This window comes from Pseudomonas japonica, assembly GCF_013522925.1.
Classification (GTDB): domain Bacteria; phylum Pseudomonadota; class Gammaproteobacteria; order Pseudomonadales; family Pseudomonadaceae; genus Aquipseudomonas; species Aquipseudomonas japonica_A.
The window spans coordinates 239506-256198 of sequence record NZ_JAAMQU010000002.1 but is presented as its reverse complement, the minus strand read 5'-3'; the positions used below and the strand labels follow the sequence as shown (position 1 = coordinate 256198).

The 16693-nt window shown below is 63.0% G+C and carries 21 protein-coding genes; 11 read left to right on the top strand and 10 right to left on the bottom strand.

The window, feature by feature from the left end:
• The first annotated feature begins 36 nt into the window (after positions 1-36).
• Positions 37-882, top strand: coding sequence for an AAA family ATPase (locus G7016_RS03830; RefSeq protein WP_181111510.1), 846 nt, complete (start codon positions 37-39; stop codon positions 880-882).
• Between the two features lie 21 nt (positions 883-903).
• Complete coding sequence (locus G7016_RS03825) at positions 904-2082, top strand: vWA domain-containing protein (RefSeq protein ID WP_181111509.1); 1179 nt, start codon at positions 904-906, stop codon at positions 2080-2082.
• Positions 2083-2184: 102 nt separating this feature from the next.
• On the opposite strand, the gene G7016_RS03820 is transcribed toward G7016_RS03825, so the two are convergent.
• From G7016_RS03820 to G7016_RS03810, 3 genes are read right to left on the bottom strand one after another with little or no spacing between them, the layout of a single operon-like run.
• Positions 2185-2706 (bottom strand): DUF2937 family protein, encoded by a 522-nt coding sequence (locus tag G7016_RS03820; RefSeq protein WP_181111508.1) that lies wholly within the window; start codon positions 2704-2706, stop codon positions 2185-2187.
• 9 nt (positions 2707-2715) lie between these two features.
• Positions 2716-3492 (bottom strand): class II glutamine amidotransferase, encoded by a 777-nt coding sequence (locus tag G7016_RS03815; protein WP_181111507.1) that lies wholly within the window; start codon positions 3490-3492, stop codon positions 2716-2718.
• A 24-nt stretch (positions 3493-3516) separates the two neighbouring features.
• Complete coding sequence (locus tag G7016_RS03810; protein WP_258195052.1) at positions 3517-4044, bottom strand: MFS transporter; 528 nt, start codon at positions 4042-4044, stop codon at positions 3517-3519.
• Between the two features lie 111 nt (positions 4045-4155).
• Between G7016_RS03810 and G7016_RS03805 the strand changes: the two genes are divergently transcribed.
• Entirely contained in the window at positions 4156-6198 is a 2043-nt protein-coding gene (locus tag G7016_RS03805) for a S9 family peptidase (protein WP_181111506.1), read from the top strand.
• Between the two features lie 33 nt (positions 6199-6231).
• Positions 6232-6696 carry a Crp/Fnr family transcriptional regulator gene (locus G7016_RS03800; protein WP_181111505.1) on the top strand — a complete coding sequence of 155 codons (465 nt, stop codon included), beginning with the start codon at positions 6232-6234 and terminating at the stop codon, positions 6694-6696.
• Positions 6697-6703: 7 nt separating this feature from the next.
• On the opposite strand, the gene G7016_RS03795 is transcribed toward G7016_RS03800, so the two are convergent.
• On the bottom strand, positions 6704-6958 hold the full coding sequence (locus tag G7016_RS03795; protein ID WP_181111504.1) for a hypothetical protein: 255 nt from the start codon (positions 6956-6958) through the stop codon (positions 6704-6706).
• Positions 6959-7104: 146 nt separating this feature from the next.
• Here G7016_RS03795 and G7016_RS03790 point away from each other — a divergent pair, with 146 nt between their 5' ends.
• The gene (locus G7016_RS03790) at positions 7105-7575 is read left to right on the top strand and encodes an RNA methyltransferase (RefSeq protein WP_181111503.1); all 471 of its coding nucleotides are present in this window, start codon (positions 7105-7107) and stop codon (positions 7573-7575) included.
• A 65-nt stretch (positions 7576-7640) separates the two neighbouring features.
• Positions 7641-8012 (top strand): YgaP family membrane protein, encoded by a 372-nt coding sequence (locus tag G7016_RS03785; protein WP_181111502.1) that lies wholly within the window; start codon positions 7641-7643, stop codon positions 8010-8012.
• Between the two features lie 104 nt (positions 8013-8116).
• Here G7016_RS03785 and G7016_RS03780 read toward each other — a convergent pair whose 3' ends face one another.
• Positions 8117-8566: a YcgN family cysteine cluster protein gene (locus G7016_RS03780; protein WP_181111501.1), complete on the bottom strand. Its 450-nt coding sequence runs from the start codon at positions 8564-8566 to the stop codon at positions 8117-8119.
• Between the two features lie 168 nt (positions 8567-8734).
• Here G7016_RS03780 and G7016_RS03775 point away from each other — a divergent pair, with 168 nt between their 5' ends.
• Positions 8735-9331, top strand: a complete 597-nt coding sequence (locus tag G7016_RS03775; protein WP_181111500.1) for a nitroreductase family protein — start codon at positions 8735-8737, stop codon at positions 9329-9331.
• Positions 9332-9340: 9 nt separating this feature from the next.
• Here the strand turns inward: G7016_RS03775 and G7016_RS03770 are convergent, their stop codons facing one another.
• The 5 genes from G7016_RS03770 to G7016_RS03750 all read right to left on the bottom strand — a co-directional run bounded on the left by G7016_RS03770 (position 9341) and on the right by G7016_RS03750 (position 14016).
• Entirely contained in the window at positions 9341-10273 is a 933-nt protein-coding gene (locus tag G7016_RS03770; protein ID WP_181111499.1) for a D-2-hydroxyacid dehydrogenase, read from the bottom strand.
• Between the two features lie 87 nt (positions 10274-10360).
• A complete protein-coding gene (locus G7016_RS03765; protein WP_181111498.1) occupies positions 10361-10654 on the bottom strand; it encodes a YcgL domain-containing protein in 294 nt (97 codons plus the stop codon).
• On the bottom strand, positions 10651-11787 hold the full coding sequence (rnd, locus tag G7016_RS03760; protein WP_181111497.1) for a ribonuclease D: 1137 nt from the start codon (positions 11785-11787) through the stop codon (positions 10651-10653). The genes G7016_RS03765 and rnd overlap by 4 nt, the downstream gene beginning before the upstream one ends.
• A 63-nt stretch (positions 11788-11850) precedes the next feature.
• The gene (locus tag G7016_RS03755) at positions 11851-13470 is read right to left on the bottom strand and encodes a phosphoethanolamine transferase (RefSeq protein WP_181111496.1); all 1620 of its coding nucleotides are present in this window, start codon (positions 13468-13470) and stop codon (positions 11851-11853) included.
• Between the two features lie 180 nt (positions 13471-13650).
• Positions 13651-14016 carry a 5-carboxymethyl-2-hydroxymuconate Delta-isomerase gene (locus G7016_RS03750; protein ID WP_181111495.1) on the bottom strand — a complete coding sequence of 122 codons (366 nt, stop codon included), beginning with the start codon at positions 14014-14016 and terminating at the stop codon, positions 13651-13653.
• Between the two features lie 143 nt (positions 14017-14159).
• Here G7016_RS03750 and G7016_RS03745 point away from each other — a divergent pair, with 143 nt between their 5' ends.
• The 4 genes from G7016_RS03745 to G7016_RS03730 all read left to right on the top strand — a co-directional run bounded on the left by G7016_RS03745 (position 14160) and on the right by G7016_RS03730 (position 16670).
• Positions 14160-14417 (top strand): DUF465 domain-containing protein, encoded by a 258-nt coding sequence (locus tag G7016_RS03745; RefSeq protein WP_181111494.1) that lies wholly within the window; start codon positions 14160-14162, stop codon positions 14415-14417.
• A gap of 342 nt (positions 14418-14759) precedes the next feature.
• Complete coding sequence (locus G7016_RS03740; protein ID WP_181111493.1) at positions 14760-15944, top strand: methyl-accepting chemotaxis protein; 1185 nt, start codon at positions 14760-14762, stop codon at positions 15942-15944.
• 64 nt (positions 15945-16008) lie between these two features.
• Positions 16009-16377 (top strand): response regulator, encoded by a 369-nt coding sequence (locus G7016_RS03735; RefSeq protein WP_181111492.1) that lies wholly within the window; start codon positions 16009-16011, stop codon positions 16375-16377.
• Positions 16374-16670, top strand: a complete 297-nt coding sequence (locus tag G7016_RS03730; RefSeq protein WP_181111491.1) for an STAS domain-containing protein — start codon at positions 16374-16376, stop codon at positions 16668-16670. The genes G7016_RS03735 and G7016_RS03730 overlap by 4 nt, the downstream gene beginning before the upstream one ends.
• The last annotated feature ends 23 nt before the right edge of the window (positions 16671-16693 follow it).

The following is a 16693-nucleotide window of genomic DNA, read 5'->3' as shown; positions in this document are numbered from 1 at the left end:
TTATGATCCCTGCAACCAAAACAAGAGGATCGCCGCATGAAATTCGAAGGGACCCAGGCCTACGTCGCCACATCCGACCTCAAGCTGGCGGTCAACGCGGCCATCACTCTGGAGCGCCCGCTGCTGGTAAAGGGTGAGCCCGGTACCGGCAAGACCATGCTGGCCGAGCAGCTCGCCCAGGCTTTCGGCGCCCGGCTGATTACCTGGCATATCAAGTCCACTACCAAGGCTCATCAGGGCTTGTACGAGTACGACGCGGTAAGCCGGCTGCGCGATTCCCAGCTGGGCGTAGACAAGGTGCATGACGTTCGCAACTACCTCAAGAAAGGCAAGCTGTGGGAAGCCTTCGAGGCCGAGGAGCGGGTGATTCTGCTGATCGACGAGATCGACAAGGCAGACATCGAATTCCCCAACGACCTGCTGCAAGAACTCGACAAGATGGAGTTCTACGTTTACGAGACGGACGAGACCATCCGCGCGCGCCACCGCCCGATCATCATCATTACTTCCAACAACGAAAAGGAACTGCCGGACGCCTTCCTGCGCCGCTGCTTCTTCCACTACATCGCCTTCCCCGACCGCGACACCCTGCAGAAAATCGTGGACGTGCACTTCCCCGGCATCAAGGAAAGCCTGGTAGGCGAAGCGCTGGATGTGTTCTTCGACGTGCGCAAGGTGCCGGGCCTCAAGAAAAAGCCTTCCACCAGTGAGCTGGTGGACTGGCTCAAGTTGCTGATGGCCGACAACATTGGCGAGGCAGTGCTGCGTGAGCGCGACCCCACCAAGGCGATTCCGCCGCTGGCCGGCGCGCTGGTAAAGAATGAACAGGACGTGCAGCTGCTCGAGCGCCTGGCATTCATGAGCCGTCGCGGCAACCGCTGAACCGCCGCGGAGGCCAACGCCATGCTGCTTAACCTGTTCAATGAAATGCGCGCGGCGCGAGTGCCAGTGTCCCTGCGCGAATGGCTGGACCTGCTCGAGGCCTTGAAGCGCCACGTGGTGTTCGCCGACATGGACGAATTCTATTACTTGTCCCGCGCCATCCTGGTGAAGGACGAACGCCACTTCGACAAATTCGACCGGGCTTTTTCCGCCTACTTCAACGGGCTGGACAACCTGGGCGAGCACCTGGAAGCGCTGATCCCGGAAGAATGGCTGCGCAAGGAGTTCGAGCGTTCGCTCAGCCCCGAGGAGCGCGCGCAGATCCAGACCCTGGGCGGGCTGGACAAGCTGATCGATGCGTTCAAGGAGCGGCTCGCCGAACAGAAGGCTCGGCACGCCGGGGGCAACAAGTGGATTGGCACGGGCGGCACCAGCCCGTTCGGTTCTGGCGGCTTCAACCCCGAAGGCATCCGCGTGGGCGACGCTGGCAAGCGCCAGGGCAAGGCCGTAAAGGTATGGGACCAGCGCGAGTACAGGAACCTGGACGATCAGGTAGAGCTGGGCACCCGCAACATCAAGCTGGCGCTTCGCCGGTTGCGCAAGTTTGCCCGGCAAGGCGCGGCGGAAGAGCTGGACATCGACGGCACCATCGACCATACCGCCCGTGATGCGGGCCTGCTGAACATCCAGCTACGCCCGGAGCGTCGCAATAGCATCAAGCTGCTGTTGTTGTTCGACATTGGCGGCTCGATGGACGCCCATGTGAAGACCTGCGAAGAGTTGTTTTCGGCCTGCAAGACCGAGTTCAAGCACCTGGAGTATTACTACTTCCATAACTTCGTGTACGAATCAGTGTGGAAGAACAACCTGCGCCGTACCTCCGAGCGCACCGCCACCCACGACCTGCTGCACAAATACGGCGCGGACTACAAAGTGATCTTCGTGGGCGATGCCGCCATGGCCCCGTACGAAATCACTCACCCCGGTGGCAGCGTGGAGCATTGGAACGAAGAGGCCGGCGCGGCGTGGATGCAGCGCTTTCGGGACAAATTCCGCAAGCTGATCTGGATCAATCCGTACCCGAAGGAAACCTGGCACTACACCGCGTCCACCACCCTGGTGCGCGAGCTGGTGGACGACAAGATGTACCCGCTCACCCTGGCAGGGCTGGAAGAAGGGATGCGCTACCTGGCCAAATAGTGAGTCCATTCCCGGGTTTCACCGGATGGCCGGCCCCGCCGGTCCTACAAATCTGTAGGACTGGGCGAAGCCCGGGAACATTTGGCCCAACCGGCGGATTTTCTACCGCCAACTCTCCGGAATAGGCTTCCTTGGCCGGATGCCAAAGGTATAGCCCACCCCGATCAGCAACCACTCGATGGCCGCAGCCAGCAGCAGGGCTACGGCAATGCCCCAGGCGATGGCATCCGGTGACAATGGCACGCGGTAGTCGTAGCTGTTGAGGGTTTCTTCGCGGATCTGCTTGTCAGCGGCAGTAGCCACATGCCAGGCGCGTTCATACCAGCGCCCTTGCAGGGCTTGCCATTCGTGCTCCAGCGCCTGCTCACGGGACACCAGCCCCGCCACGCTCTGGGCGTCGCTGCGGAACACCGGGTCGTCGCTGTTCTGGTAGTGCTGCACCAGCGCCTGAAGGTCGCCATTGAAGAACTTCTGCGCGGTCTCATTGAAGCCCTGCAGCGCCCTCTGCGCCTCGATCAAGTGCGCTTGCACCCGTTGGGTGTAATCGTTGATCACCCCCGGCACCTGAACCCCTACCAGCAAGCCGACAGCGAACAGTATCAGGCGAAGATAGCTACGCAGCATGGGGCGTCCTTATTCGATGTGGCCTTCGGCGATGCATTCGCCTCCGCGCCATAGGCACCAGCGGCCGGGCTCGTGCCGGTGCCAGGTTTCGTCTTCCGTGAGCGGTTCGGTGGCAATCACCGTGACCTCGTCGTTTGGCGTGGTTTCTGCCTTGAAGTCCACGATCACGTCCACGTCTTTGAGCCGGGCCGGGCCGAAAGGTGCCCGCCGGGTGATGTGCACCAGCTTGGTGGAGCAGAAGGTGAACAGCCAGTCGCCATCGCTCAGCAGGCCGTTGAACACGCCCAGCCGGCGATAACCCGCGCAGGCTTCGACCAGGATCGGCACCAGCAACTCTTCGCGCACGGGGTCGGGGAACGCGGTACGGACGCGGTTGAGCAGGTCGCAGAACGCGGCTTCGCTGTCGGTATCGCCGATCGGGCGGTAAAAGCCAGGCGCTGGCGCAAAGTTCGCCAGCTGGCCGTTATGGGCAAAGCACCAGTTACGCCCCCACAGTTCACGCACAAAGGGGTGGGTATTGGACAGGCACACCTTGCCTACATTGGCTTGGCGCACATGGCCGATCACCACTTCGCTCTTGATCGGGTATTGCCGCACCAGCTCCGCCACGCGGGACTCGCAGCTGGGGGCCGGGTCCTGGAACAGCCGCAGGCCACGCCCTTCATAAAAGGCGATGCCCCAGCCATCGCGGTGGGGCCCGGTGCGGCCGCCCCGCTGCATCAAACCGGTAAAGCTGAACACAATGTCCGTGGGAACATTGGCGCTCATGCCGAGCAGTTCACACATGACAGGCTCCTGGGAATGACAGTGCTAAAGCCGTGGCTCGACGCGCATGGAGCCACCCTCGGGAGGGCGACGCGGCGCGGGATTGGCCGGGCGGGGTTCGGCATCGTACCGGCCTGCCGCAAGGTTCGGGCGCTCGGGTGCGAAAGGCTCGCTCGCTTCGGCCTCGGCCAGCCTGGCCTGGCGCTGCGTTTCGGCGTCCCGCTCGGCCTGACGCGCGCGCGCGCCGCGCTCGATGGGCCAGCGAATGAACGCAAACACCGCATACACCGCCAGCGCGATCACGCTGTACATGGCCAGGTCCGATACCGCGCGCCAGGCGTTGCCGGCGACCTTGAACAGCAGGTCCAGGGCAGTGATGGCAATCGCCGGAGCGAACTGCTCACGCGCCGGGTCCACTACCGTAGGCGTGAACAGCAGCGCGGCGCCAACCACCCGCAGCGGCTCGCGCAACCAGCGCCACAGCCAGCGGGTAAGGCGAAACCACACCAGCAGGCAGCCAAGGGCCGCGAAGGCATAGATACCCCAGGCAATGTAATAGTCGTTCTCGGTCATGGTGCTCGTGGCAAGGCGGCAAAGTGGCGCTTATGATAACGGCTTTTGGCCGGGGGCGCAGTGCCGCCGGCCAGCGTGGCTCCGCCGCGCCATCGAATCGAGGACTTGCGCATGTCACAGCCCACGCCACCTATCGCCCGCAAGGCTGACGGCAGCGATCCTTACGCCTGGCTGCAGGCCCGCGGCAGCGATGAAGTGCTGGAACACCTGCGGGCCGAAAACGCCTGGCTCGACACCCAACTGGCCGATCAGGCCGACGTGCGCGAGGCGCTGTTCGAGGAAATCCGCAGCCGCATCCTGGAAACCGACCTCAGCCTGCCCTCCCCCTGGGGGCCATGGTTGTACTATTCCCGCACAACGGCGGGCGACGAATACGCCCGGCACTATCGCGCACCGCGCCCGGCCGACGGCTCGCTCAACGTAGACCCCGCTCAAGAGCAACTGCTGTTGGACCCCAACGAGCTGGCCAATGGCGGCTTCCTGTCGCTGGGCGCGTTCAGCGTAAGCCCGGATCACCAGCGGCTGGCGTACAGCCTGGACACCCAGGGCGACGAGACCTACGAACTGTTCGTCAAGGACCTGGCCAGCGGTGAGGTCCAAAGCCTGCCGTTCGAAGAGTGCTCGGGCAGCATGACCTGGGCGAACGACAGCGCGACACTGTTTTTCTCCGTGCATGACGACACCCACCGCCCGTACCGGCTGTATCGCCACCGCCTCGGCACCCAGGGGGCCACGCTGGTATTCGAGGAAACCGACGGCCGTTTCTTCCTGCATTGCTACCGCACCAGCTCCGAGCGGCAACTGGTGCTGCACGTGAACAGCAAGACCACCGCCGAGGCATGGGTATTGGATGCCGAGCATCCGCAAGGCGCGTTCGCCTGTGTGGCCGAGCGGCGCGAAGGGCATGATTACGACGTCGACCACGGCCAGTTGAACGGCGCCTGGGCATGGTTCATCCGCACCAACCGTGACGGCCTGAACTTCGCGTTGTACCAGTGCCCGGAAGGCAATACCGCGCCACGGGAAGCCGATTGGCGATCACTGGTGCCTCATAACCCCCAGGTAATGCTCGATGGCTTCAGCCTCAATCATCAGGCTTATGTGCTCAGCCTGCGCGAGGCGGGACTGCCGATCGTGCAGGTACACCCCGCTGGCGCAGAGGCGTACCGGGTACAACTCCCCGACGCGGCCTACAGCCTTTACGTGCAAGACACCCTGGAGTTTGCTGGCGAGCACATGCGCCTGCGCTACGAGGCATTGAACCGCCCGGGCCAGGTACGCCAGCTCAGCCTGGCCAGCGGTGAGCAGGTGGTGTTGAAGCAAACGCCGGTGCTGGGCCCGTTCAACCCGGACGACTACCTCAGCGAACGGCTGTGGGCCACCGCGCCGGATGGCACCCAGGTACCGGTGAGCCTGGTGCGCCGCCGTGATCGTATTGGCGAACCCACGCCGCTGTACCTTTACGGCTACGGTGCCTATGGCGAAAGCCTGGACCCGTGGTTTTCCCACGCGCGGCTGAGCCTGCTCGACCGCGGCGTTGCTTTTGCCATCGCCCATGTACGCGGCGGCGGCGAATTGGGCGAGGCCTGGTACCAGGCCGGCAAGCAGGCCAACAAGCACAACAGTTTCAGCGACTTCATCGCTTGCGCGGAGCACCTGATCAGTGCTGGCATTACCGCGTCCGACCGCTTGGTCATCAGTGGCGGCAGCGCCGGCGGCCTGCTGATCGGTGCAGTGCTCAACCAGCGCCCGGAGCTGTTCGCCGCCGCCATCGCCGAGGTGCCCTTCGTCGACACGCTCAACACGATGCTGGACCCGGAGCTGCCGCTTACCGTTACCGAGTACGACGAATGGGGCAACCCCCAGGAGCCGGAGGTGTACGCCCGTATCAAGGCCTATGCACCCTACGAGAACGTGCAGCCCCAGGCCTACCCGCATCTGCTGGTGGTGGCAGGCTACAACGACAGCCGTGTCGCCTATTGGGAAGCTGCCAAATGGGTGGCTCGCCTGAGGGAGCTCAAGACCGATGATCGGTTGTTGTTGCTCAAGACCGAGCTGGGCGCTGGCCATGGCGGCATGAGCGGCCGATACCAAGGCCTGCGAGACGTGGCACTCGAATACAGCTTTGTGTTCAAGGTGCTGAATCTGGTGTAAATAACCTTCAAAGGCATAGCGAAGACATCCACCATGGCCAACGCCGCTTCACTGAACAATGAAATCCGCATCATGCTGATGGATTGCGGCCTGTTCAGCCAATTGCACCCCGATGACTGCGGCGTGGCCGCGGGCTATTTCAGCATTGTTTCCATGGAGCAAGGCGCCCGTATCTTCAGCGAGGGCGACGCCGGCACCTTCATGTGCATCATCCACTACGGCAACGTCTCAGTGTCCAAGACCGATGCCGAGGGCAATCAGGTCGAGATCGCGCTGCTGCGCAAGGGCCGTTCGTTTGGCGAAATGGCGGTGCTCGACGGTGAGCGGCGCTCCGCCACCTGCCTTGCGGCCACGGATTGCCAGCTGCTCAGCCTGGGCAAGGACTCGCTGGAGAAGATGATGACCGAAGCGCCGAAGGTGGCCGCCAAGCTGATTCGCGCGCTGGCGATCGCCTTGTCCAAACGGTTGCGCATGGCGGACGGGCAGCGGCTGTCCTGAGCGCGCCTCAGCTTTCCTCCGCGCTGCCCGGCTTGCGTGCCGCCGCCGGGCTGACCGCAGGGGGCTGAGGCACCTGCAGTTCGGGCAACGGCGAGCTTGGGCTTGCCGGCGGAGCGGCCGCGCCTGGCCCGCCCTGAACGGACGGTGTAGCTGGCGCAACCGCAGGTACCGGAGGCGCCGCGTCCACGGGCGCGGGCGGCTCGGTGGCGGCCTGGGCAACAGCCGTGAGGGTGAGGGACAACAGCAAAAGGTATCGGGTCATGGCGATCAAGCGACGGCCTCTCGTTGCTGGGGCAAGGCATAACGCTATCCCCCTGGCAGCGGGATCACAAGCCCCCCGTCGCGCTTATCCTTGCCCTCACGCCCCCTGCCCCGGATAATCGCGCGTTTTTCAACCAGGGGCCGGCCGTGGCGAACAAGCGATACAGTTGCATCGGGCTGCACAACCCCAAGTCTCCCGAAAACGTGGGCTCGGTAATGCGCGCCGCGGGCTGCTATGGGGTGAACTCGGTGTTCTACACCGGCCGCCGCTACGAGCGCGCCCGGGACTTCGTGACCGATACCAAACGGGTGCACTACGACATCCCGCTGATCGGCGTGGACGACCTGCGGTCGATCCTGCCGCTCGATTGCGTGCCCGTGGCCGTCGAGCTGGTGGACGATGCCCGGCCGTTGCCGACCTATACCCATCCCGACCGGGCGCTGTACATCTTCGGGCCTGAAGACGGCAGCCTGGATGAAGACCTGCGCCAGTGGTGCGAGGACACGATCTACATCCCAACCCAGGGGTGCATGAACCTCGCCGCCACGGTGAACGTGGTGCTGTATGACCGCCTCGCCAAGGGCAACAACACACGTTCCGGCCCGCGCTTCAAATAAGGGAACAGCCGTCGCGTTTGGGAGTCAGCTTAGGGAGCCTTACAACTTCCCATGGAGACGCCCGAATGAGCAAAGACATCATCACCGAAGCTGTAGAAGCACTGCCCACCTCCACCGGCGCAGAAACCAACGTTCACGGCTGGGAACGCGCCGGCTCCATTGCTGGCGGCGCGCTGCTGGTAGGCAAGGGTGTTCGCCGCGGCGGCATCTTTGGCTTGATCCAGATCGCCCTGGGTGGCGTTGCCCTGGCCCGTGGCTTCACCGGCCGCAGCAAGACCAAAGCGCTGCTGGCCAAGGGCCGGGAAGAACTGGACGGCCTGCGTGGCAACATCGAACGCGCGGGTGATCAGCTCAAGTCGCTCAAGGACAACGCCGTGGCTGCCACCGAATCGGCGACCGTGACCGGGAATGATTCGCTGGAATCGCCAAAGGTTTAAACCGCGCACCCCGACCGTAGCAGCCGCGCTCGCGCGCGACTGGGCCGACACCGAGCAGAGCCGGTCGCAGGCAAGCGTGGCTGCTACTAAAAATACGGCAGTCGTTAGCCGGCGCGGAAGATCAGGTGCTCTTCCCAGTCGTCCGCAGCCACGGCGTTTTCGCTGAGCATGCGGCCGGCCTGGGACACGCGCTGCTTGTGCACCTGATCGCGGTCGCCGCACACCAGGTAGTGCCAGAGGGGCAGGTCCTGGCGCTCGCTCACCAACCGGTAAGCGCAGGTAGGCGGTAGCCACTTGAACTCATCGGCCTGGTCCGGGGTGAGCTGGATGCAATCCGGCACCTGGGCGCGGCGGTTGGGGTAATCGCTGCAGCGGCAGGTGTCGCGGTCCAGCAGGCGGCAGGCAATGCGGGTGTAATACACGCTGCCGTCGTCTTCGTCTTCCAGCTTTTGCAGGCAGCACAGGCCGCAGCCATCGCACAGCGATTCCCACTCCCCCTGATCGAGCTGATCGAGGGTTTTGCGAATCCAGAAGGGTTCTACTTTGGCGGCCATGGGCGTTCCTGATACGAAAGGCATGCCGATGGGGCATCGGCAGAAAGCGGGCGCAAGTCTAGTGGTGCGCGGGGCTGGGGCCAAGCCCCGGCGACTGTCGGTAACCGTTGCTTGCCAGCGTCGATCCGGTTGAGTAGCTTGCTACCTTCTTGAACAGGAAGCGACGCCATGCCCGATACCCCACGTATTGCCGATTACGCCATCGCCGAACACTTCATCAATCGCTGGTCGCCCCGTGCCTTCAACGCCGAGCCGATCGACGAGCAAACCCTGCTGAGCTTCTTCGAAGCCGCGCGCTGGGCACCCTCGGCCTATAACTCGCAGCCGTGGCGCTTCCTGTATGCCCGCCGCGATACCCCGGACTGGGCGCGTTACCTGGAGCTGCTCAACGAATTCAACCGCGCCTGGGCACAACACGCCTCGGCGTTGGTGATCATCCTGTCGAAAACCACCTTCACCCCGCCGGGTGCCACTGAAGAAGGCCCGGCGCTGTGGCACACCTTCGACACCGGCTCGGCGTGGGCGCACTTTGCCCTGCAAGCGAGCATCAGCGGCTATCACACCCATGGCATGGCCGGCTTCGACCAGGCCAAAACCCGCGAAGCCCTGAAAGTGCCTGAAGGCTATGCCCTGCATGCGGCGGTAGCGGTCGGCAAGCTGGGCGACAAGGCCAGCCTTCCGGAGTACCTGCAGGGCCGGGAAACCCCAAGCCCACGGCGCCCGGTAAAAGAGCTGGCCAAGAGTGGCGACTTCGATTTCAGCTGAAGCCCCGGTTCAGTAGCCGCGGTTGAAATCCACGGTGCCACGCAAGGGCTGCCCTGCCTCGAATGCCGCAAGGTTTTCGAGGAACAGGCCGGCCATCAACGCGGGCGATGTAGGCGCCGCGGTATGGCCAGTGAGCAACAGCCCCCAGGCGGTCCAGAACGGATGCTGGCGGGGCAACGGCTCCTGCCGGCACACGTCGATCACCGCACCCGCCAGGTGGCCGTCGCGCAGGGCCTGCACCAGGTCTGCGTCCACCACGGCACTCCCCCGCCCCACGTTGATGAACAACGCCTCGGGATTGAAACCGGCAAACAGCCGCGCATCGAACACGTCTCGAGTGGCGAGCGTATCGGGCAACAGGTTGATCACAAAATCCGCCTCCTGCACCAGCCGTGGCAGCGCCTCAAGCCCGGCGACCTCTTTGAATGGCGCCAGCTCGCGCGGGCCGCTGGCGATGCCATACAGCTCTACGCCAAAGAGGGAAAGGTAATAGGCAACGCTGCGACCGATATCCCCTACGCCCACGATCAGCGCCTTGCGCCCGGCGATGCTGGCCACCGGCCGATTGTCCCACTGCCGTTCGACCTGGCTGACCACGCGGGTCATCACCTTGCGCTCATGGCCCAGCACATAGGTAAGCACGTACTCGGCCATCACCTGGCCGAAAATCCCGACTGCGCGCGTAAGGGTGTAATCCCGGGTCAAGCCCAGCGCCAGCAACGGGGTGATGCCCGCCCAGGTGGACTGCACCCAGCGAGGGCGGTGGCCCTGACGCAACAGGCTGGCCAGTAAATCCGGCTGCCCCAGCCATACCGGGCATTCGGCAGCCAGGCGAGAGAGTTCGGCGGAATCACCGCTGGTGTGAATGTGCAAGGCCGGTGCCTTGTCCTGAAGCAGGGCGGTGTAGGCGGCAAAGGCCTGCTCCGCGATAAGCACGCGCATGGTCGAACCTTGAAAGCGACAACGAGGCAAAGGCCGGCAGCCTACAAGAAGGCCACCGGCAGTCCAGTGAAATCGGCACGCCGCGGGCTAGATGGGATCGTTGCGCCGCAGCAGCTCCTCGGGAAGGTGCTCGATGTACTCCGCTTCAGGCGGCGGCATCTGCAGGTGGTAGCCTTGGGCATCAAGGTTTTCCAGCACCTTGTGAATATCCTCGCGAGCCAGCTGCCGCTCGGGGCTGAGCACCAGGTCGAAGGCATGATGCGGCGCACCGAACGCGGCTAGCAGCCCCTCGGGCACCCGGGCCAGCGCATCGCTTTTGAGTACGTAGAGGTACATCTCGTTTTTCTTGGGGCTGCGATAAATCGAGCAGATACGTTTCATGGCTGTTCGCCTCCAACGGTGGCCAGGTTATCGAGCAAGGCCTGGCCAAGCCGCTCGCGCCGCCAGCCGCGCAAGGTATCGGGAAGTGTGTAGGGCCCGTTCGGAAAACCGCTGCGCAGCAGGGCTTCGAGGATTTTCTTGCGCAATACCAGTTCCGGGGCGATGCCCAGCCGCTCGGCCTCGGCCTGGCCTACCGCGCGCAGCTGCTTGAGCACGCCTGCGGCCTCCATTGGCAAAGGCTCGGGCAACGGCGCGGGCAGTTCCGCTTCCGGGGTGTGGGCTGCATCATGAATAAGCGCAAGCAAGGTTTCGCCGTCCTGGCGGATGGTGCGGGGGTGCATTTCGTCGATCTTCGCCAGCGCCGACAGGTTATTGGGCTGGAAGCGGGCCAGCGGCCAGAGCGTCTGTTCCTTGATCACCCGGTTACGAGGCACGTCGCGCAGGCGCGCCTGCTCTTCGCGCCAGGCATACAGCTCGCGCAACACCGCCAACTGCACCGGCGTGAGTTTCCAGCCGAGCCGGGCGTCACGGTACAGCTCACGGGGGTCGACCTCGCGGCCCCATTGCGCTACCAGCTCGTGGCCGTCATCCAGTACCCAGCCAAAGCGCTCGTCGCTCAACCGCGGGCGCAGCGCCTGATACACCTCGGCCAGGTGCAGCGCGTCTTCCGCGGCATAGCTCACCTGTAGCTCGGAAAGGGGCCGCTGCAGCCAGTCGGACCGGGTTTCGCCCTTGGGCAGTTCGATTGCCAACACTTCCTGCACCAGGCGGGAATACCCCATCGAGAACCCCAGCCCCAGGTAGGCCGCCGCCAGCTGCGTATCGAACAGCGGCGCAGGCAACTGGCCGGTCAGCCGGGCAAGCACCTCAAGGTCTTCGCTGCAGGCGTGCAGCACCTTCACCACGCCTGGCGCAGCCAACAGCTCGGCCAGCGGTGCCCAGGCAGAAATGCCGAGCGGGTCGATCAAAAAGGCCGTATGCCCGTCGCTCACCTGCAGCAGCCCGACCTTGGGGTAGAAGGTGTCCACTCGCACGAATTCCGTATCCAACGCAATGAACGGCAGCGCCTGCCATGCAGCACACTGCGCCGCCAGTGCCTGGTCGTCACGGATCCACTCTATCGCTATGGCCACAAGCCTCTCCTCAAACAATGGGCGCAGTATATATCGCGCCGCTCGAGGACCGTTACAGCCGGGTCATGGCTTGTTGCCACGGCAGCCTGCGAACAGGTCCAGGGCAGGCTCATACACCGAGGTGTCAATGGCCAGAAGGCCAAGCATGGAATGGAACAGGTTGTCCTGGCTTAAGGGCAGGCTTTGCCGCTGGCGCAGGCACGCAGTGTCTACCGCGAAAGCGCTGCGGTAGCCCGTGGAGAACCAGGCGATCAGCGGCACGTGCTTTTGCTGATCGGGGGCCAGCATGTACGGAGTGCCGTGCAGGTAGAGGTTGTATTCACCCAACGACTCGCCGTGGTCGGACAGGTACAGCATGGCGCTGTCCACCTTGCCCTCATGGCTGCGCAGGGTGTCGATCAGGCTGGCCAGCACATGATCGGCGTAGCGCACGGTGTTGTCATACCCGTTCACGATGCTTTCCCGGGAGCAGGCATCCAGCGCATTGCTGCGGCAAACAGGCGTGAAAAAGTCGAACCCGGCCGGGTAGCGCTTGTAGTAGTCCGGCCCATGGCTGCCCATTTCATGCAGCACCAGCACGGTGTCTTCCTTCAGGTTGTCGAGCATGGCGGGAAGGTCACGCAGGAGTATTCCATCGTGGCACTCATCGTCGCAGTAATGGCCGTCCTTGCTTTGAGCAAGGTTCTGGTAGCTCACCCGGGCGCAGGTACCCTTGCAGCCTGACTGGTTATCCAGCCAGACCACCTTCACCCCGGCACGCTGGATCACGTCGAGCAAGCCTTCCTGGTTCTGCGCCCGTACGGCGGTATACCCCTTGCGCCCCAGGTTCGAGAACATGCATGGCACCGACACGGCGGTTTCGGTGCCGCACGATTGCACATGGGCAAAGGCCAGTACGCCTTCCTCCTGAGCAAGCTCGGGGGTGGTATCGCGCTGATAGCCCAGCAGGCCTACGTTGTCTGCCCGCACGCTTTCGCCCACCACCAGCACCGTGAGCGATGGGCGGGTATGGCTGGCCCAGGCCGTGGCCTTGTGTGCATCGGCGCCCACCTGCTCGAAGGGCTGGCGTACCGAAGCGACCTGTTCATTGACGTACGCCAGCCCTGCCCCTATCACATTGCTCGGCACTACCAGCAAACGCAGCTCGTGATGGTTACGAAACAGCGAAGCAAGGCCTTGGTAGTTGCTCAGTGCGATAACGGCCATAAGCACGGCGCTGGCGATCAGGGCGGCAAGTTTGGCGAATAGGCCGCGCAGCCCCGGGCGGTAACTTACAGGCAACTTCCAGATCACCACTGCGGGCACCACACCGCACAACACCATATACCCTATGAACTTCAACGAAAGCAGGTCACGTACTTCGCTGATGTCCGTTTCGGCAATGTTCCTGAACATGCCGGGGTCAATAACGATGCCGTACTTGTTCATGAACCAGGCCGCGCCCGCGCTCACGGGGAACAGCACCATCAACACGGGCTTCAGGGTCCAGCGACCGCCAAGCAACGAGAGCACGAGGTTGAACGCAAGCCCTATGAGTGCTGCGAAGGCAATCGTCAAGCCAGCGCTGGTGCTACGCGTGATTTCGCCAAGGTGGTGCCACAACGGAAGGTTGAACGAGGCCAACAGGCAGGCACTAGCCGCAAGTGTTATCACTTCCGGGCGCACCGGTTTGATCATCGACATATTTTTCACGTTCGCAAAGTTCGCTCGCCAGCCGAGCCGAGCGAACTTTAGGGCGAGGAAAATAAACTTTTCGTGAAAAATATGCCGGGAGTAAGTATTAGCACCAGGTTAAACGAAACCTTGATAATTTATGAAGGAAACTTTCAGGTTTCCCTCACACAAAACAGTGGCGCCGCGCGCTCAGGGCTGGCTTCGCCATTTGACATAGGCTTCGCGGTCCATGTCGACGATGTCCACACCCAGCTGCAGATCCAGCCCCGGCGGTGCACTGATACCTTCTTGCAGAGCGCCAAGCAGCCCTTCAGATAATTTGCGTTTTACCTCGGCCGACCGGCCACTGAGTATGGCGAGCTTCACGTACACGAACGCCCGTTCACCCAGGCCAATGCCTACGCGGAAATGATCGAGCTGCACGGCCCTGGCCTTGATATCCACTTCATGGGCGAACTGACCGCTCGCCATCAGGGAATGGTTCAGCTTGAGCAGGAGCTTCTCAGGTTCGAGGCCAGTCAGGTTGCGGGTGTATTCCAGGTGCAGGTGTGGCATGGAGGTCCTCACATCGGCCGGCCAGGAGTGACCAGTGGTCTTAGCATAGCCCAGGTCAGGGGAACGAACGCCCCGCTTGCAAGGGTCAAACCCGTGAATCAACGGCTATGCTCCGTATAATCCACCAGCCGCGAGGTGAAGCGATGCCAGCTACACATGATCTTTATGCCGACCTGGGCAAAACGCGAGAAGAAGTAAACAAGCTGCAGCAGACCAACAAACTGCTGCAAAGCCTGGTCACCAAATACGAAGACATCGACCGGCAAGTGGTTGATGCCGAGAGCGCCTCGGCTGACGATGACACCGTAAGCGCGCTGAAGAAAAAGCGCCTGGACATCAAGAACAAGATCGTTCAGGAAATCGAATACCCCGGCACCCGGGGGGCCGCGAAAAACTTCTAGATTCATTCAAAGGCTTGGAGGCCGGCACACGCAAACCGATGCGTTCGCCGGCTCCGCCGACTCCTACGGTCGGCAACTGCGTGAAAGCAAGGCCATGAAAAGTTGTACAGCGTGCTTTGCATTCAAGCCGTTTCGTTATCCCCCCGCTCTGCCCCGTGATCATTGACTACGAACGGTCCGTCCGCCAAAGGCGGTGTTTTACACGCCTGCCTGCCTGTACAAACCTCGCACAATAGGATCCAGCTTTACGACGAATGGCTGCTCGATTGACTAAGGTTATTGAGCCCATAGGGGATAACCCAGGTACTTGCCCCGCCCGGGGCCGCTGCTCAAGGGTTACCCATGAAGTCCAACGTTCGCGATGTTCATCCTGTCGCCCGTTGCGCGCCTGTGTTGTTCAACGCTGTGGGCGCAGCCGTCTCACTGGCCGTGCTGGCAAGCGCGCCTGCCCTGCCGTTCTGGTTGACCGCAGTTTGTGTCGCTGCGCCCGCTGTGGTGGCCGGCGCGCTATGCGGCTGGCGCGGCCAGCACCAGGCGGCCGAAGCGCAGGCGCGTGAGCTCGCCAGCCAGGCGCCTGCAAGTGAAGCCCCTCGGGTTGAAGATGCTCAGCGCTTGTGTCTCGCCGCATTGCCGGTATGGATGCGCCAGATCGACACCTCGCGTGACCAGACCGAAGCGGCCATTGGTGCGCTTACCCAACGTTTCGTAGACATTGCCCAACGCCTCGACCACACCGTGAGTACCTCGCGCCAGGCCGCCGGTGACATGGGCCAGGGAGGCGCAGGCGAAGGCCTGTCCCAAAGCCAGGCTGCCCTGAGCGAAGTGGTGGACACGTTGCGTGTGAGCCAGCAAAGCCGTAATGAAATGCTCCACGCCGTGCGCAACCTCACCGACTACACCGGCGAGCTGCGGCAGATGGCAGCGGAAGTGGCCGCCATCGCTCAGCAAACCAACCTGTTGGCGCTCAATGCCGCTATTGAAGCGGCACGCGCCGGGGAAGCCGGCCGCGGCTTTGCCGTGGTTGCCGATGCGGTGCGCTCGCTATCGAGCCAGTCCAGCGAAACGGGCCAGAAAATGTCCGCCAAGGTGGACGTGATCAATACCGCCATCGGCCGCCTGGTAGAAGTGGCGGGTGAAAGCAATGACAAGGGCAACGACACCGTTGCGCAGGCCGAGCACACCATCGAAGGCGTGCTAGGAAGTTTCGAGGGCATCACCGGGCAGCTGCAAAGTGCATCGCAGCTGCTGCAGGACGAAAGTACCGGCATTGGCCATGAGCTTTCCCAGGTGCTGGTAGAACTGCAGTTCCAGGACCGCGTGAGCCAGATCCTCGTTCAGGTACGTGAACGGATGGCGAGCCTGCATCAGCAGTTGGAGCATTGCCAGGCGACCGGCGAACCCTTCCACCTCGACGTGGACGCCTGGCTGGCCGAAACCGAACGCACCTACGCGATGCAAGAGCAGCGCAACAACCATCACGGCCGGGGCAGCGCCAGGCCCGCCGACAGCGCTATCACCTTTTTCTAGGCCGCTGCCCTTTCGGGCAACGGCGTATTGACCGCTTTTAATAAATCACCCTTCAGGAGGTTATATGGCCAAGTCCATATTGGTGGTGGATGACTCCGCGAGCATTCGCCAAGTAGTAGGTATCACCCTCAAGGGCCAGGGTTACGACGTGCTGGAAGCCTGCGATGGCCAGGATGCGCTGCGCAAGCTGACCGGCCAGAAGATCCACCTGGTGATCAGCGATGTGAACATGCCGAACATGGATGGCATTACCTTCGTGAAAGAGCTGAAGAAACTGCCGGCGTACAAGTTCACGCCGGTGATCATGCTCACGACCGAATCCCAGGAAAGCCGCAAGCAGGAAGGCCAGGCCGCTGGCGCCCGTGCATGGGTGGTGAAGCCCTTCCAGCCAGCGCAGATGCTGGCCGCCGTGGCCAAGCTGATCGCGCCATGATCGTGGCAGAGCGAGCCGGCGACGCGCTGCAGGTCACCTTGCAAAGCGAGCTGACCATTTACCAGGTGGGCGAACTGCACGCCGCCGCGCAAGCCTGGCTCGCCCAAGCTTGCGCCTGGCGCCTGGACCTCAGCCAGGTGGCAGAAATGGACGGTGCGGGGTTGCAGTGGTTGCTGTTCATTCAGCAGCGGCTGCGCGCAGAGGGCCATGACCTGGCCCTCACCGCCGCCAGTGATGCCGTGCGTGCCGTGCTCCAGCTCTGCCCCGCGACCGGCCTCGCGATGCCTTCGTGATCTTTGACCCTCAGGAACAAACC

Bases quoted from the DNA above. Each gene is read 5' to 3' on its own strand.
- G7016_RS03805 (WP_181111506.1), top strand. From the start codon at position 4,156: ATGTCACAGCCCACGCCACCTATCGCCCGCAAGGCTGACGGCAGCGAT.
- G7016_RS03825 (WP_181111509.1), top strand. From the start codon at position 904: ATGCTGCTTAACCTGTTCAATGAAATGCGCGCGGCGCGAGTGCCAGTG.
- G7016_RS03800 (WP_181111505.1), top strand. From the start codon at position 6,232: ATGGCCAACGCCGCTTCACTGAACAATGAAATCCGCATCATGCTGATG.
- G7016_RS03730 (WP_181111491.1), top strand. From the start codon at position 16,374: ATGATCGTGGCAGAGCGAGCCGGCGACGCGCTGCAGGTCACCTTGCAA.
- G7016_RS03810 (WP_258195052.1), bottom strand. From the start codon at position 4,044: ATGACCGAGAACGACTATTACATTGCCTGGGGTATCTATGCCTTCGCG.
- G7016_RS03750 (WP_181111495.1), bottom strand. From the start codon at position 14,016: ATGCCACACCTGCACCTGGAATACACCCGCAACCTGACTGGCCTCGAA.
- G7016_RS03755 (WP_181111496.1), bottom strand. From the start codon at position 13,470: ATGTCGATGATCAAACCGGTGCGCCCGGAAGTGATAACACTTGCGGCT.
- G7016_RS03765 (WP_181111498.1), bottom strand. From the start codon at position 10,654: ATGAAACGTATCTGCTCGATTTATCGCAGCCCCAAGAAAAACGAGATG.
- G7016_RS03785 (WP_181111502.1), top strand. From the start codon at position 7,641: ATGAGCAAAGACATCATCACCGAAGCTGTAGAAGCACTGCCCACCTCC.
- G7016_RS03815 (WP_181111507.1), bottom strand. From the start codon at position 3,492: ATGTGTGAACTGCTCGGCATGAGCGCCAATGTTCCCACGGACATTGTG.
- G7016_RS03795 (WP_181111504.1), bottom strand. From the start codon at position 6,958: ATGACCCGATACCTTTTGCTGTTGTCCCTCACCCTCACGGCTGTTGCC.
- G7016_RS03820 (WP_181111508.1), bottom strand. From the start codon at position 2,706: ATGCTGCGTAGCTATCTTCGCCTGATACTGTTCGCTGTCGGCTTGCTG.
- G7016_RS03775 (WP_181111500.1), top strand. From the start codon at position 8,735: ATGCCCGATACCCCACGTATTGCCGATTACGCCATCGCCGAACACTTC.
- G7016_RS03770 (WP_181111499.1), bottom strand. From the start codon at position 10,273: ATGCGCGTGCTTATCGCGGAGCAGGCCTTTGCCGCCTACACCGCCCTG.
- G7016_RS03745 (WP_181111494.1), top strand. From the start codon at position 14,160: ATGCCAGCTACACATGATCTTTATGCCGACCTGGGCAAAACGCGAGAA.
- G7016_RS03780 (WP_181111501.1), bottom strand. From the start codon at position 8,566: ATGGCCGCCAAAGTAGAACCCTTCTGGATTCGCAAAACCCTCGATCAG.
- G7016_RS03735 (WP_181111492.1), top strand. From the start codon at position 16,009: ATGGCCAAGTCCATATTGGTGGTGGATGACTCCGCGAGCATTCGCCAA.
- G7016_RS03740 (WP_181111493.1), top strand. From the start codon at position 14,760: ATGAAGTCCAACGTTCGCGATGTTCATCCTGTCGCCCGTTGCGCGCCT.
- G7016_RS03830 (WP_181111510.1), top strand. From the start codon at position 37: ATGAAATTCGAAGGGACCCAGGCCTACGTCGCCACATCCGACCTCAAG.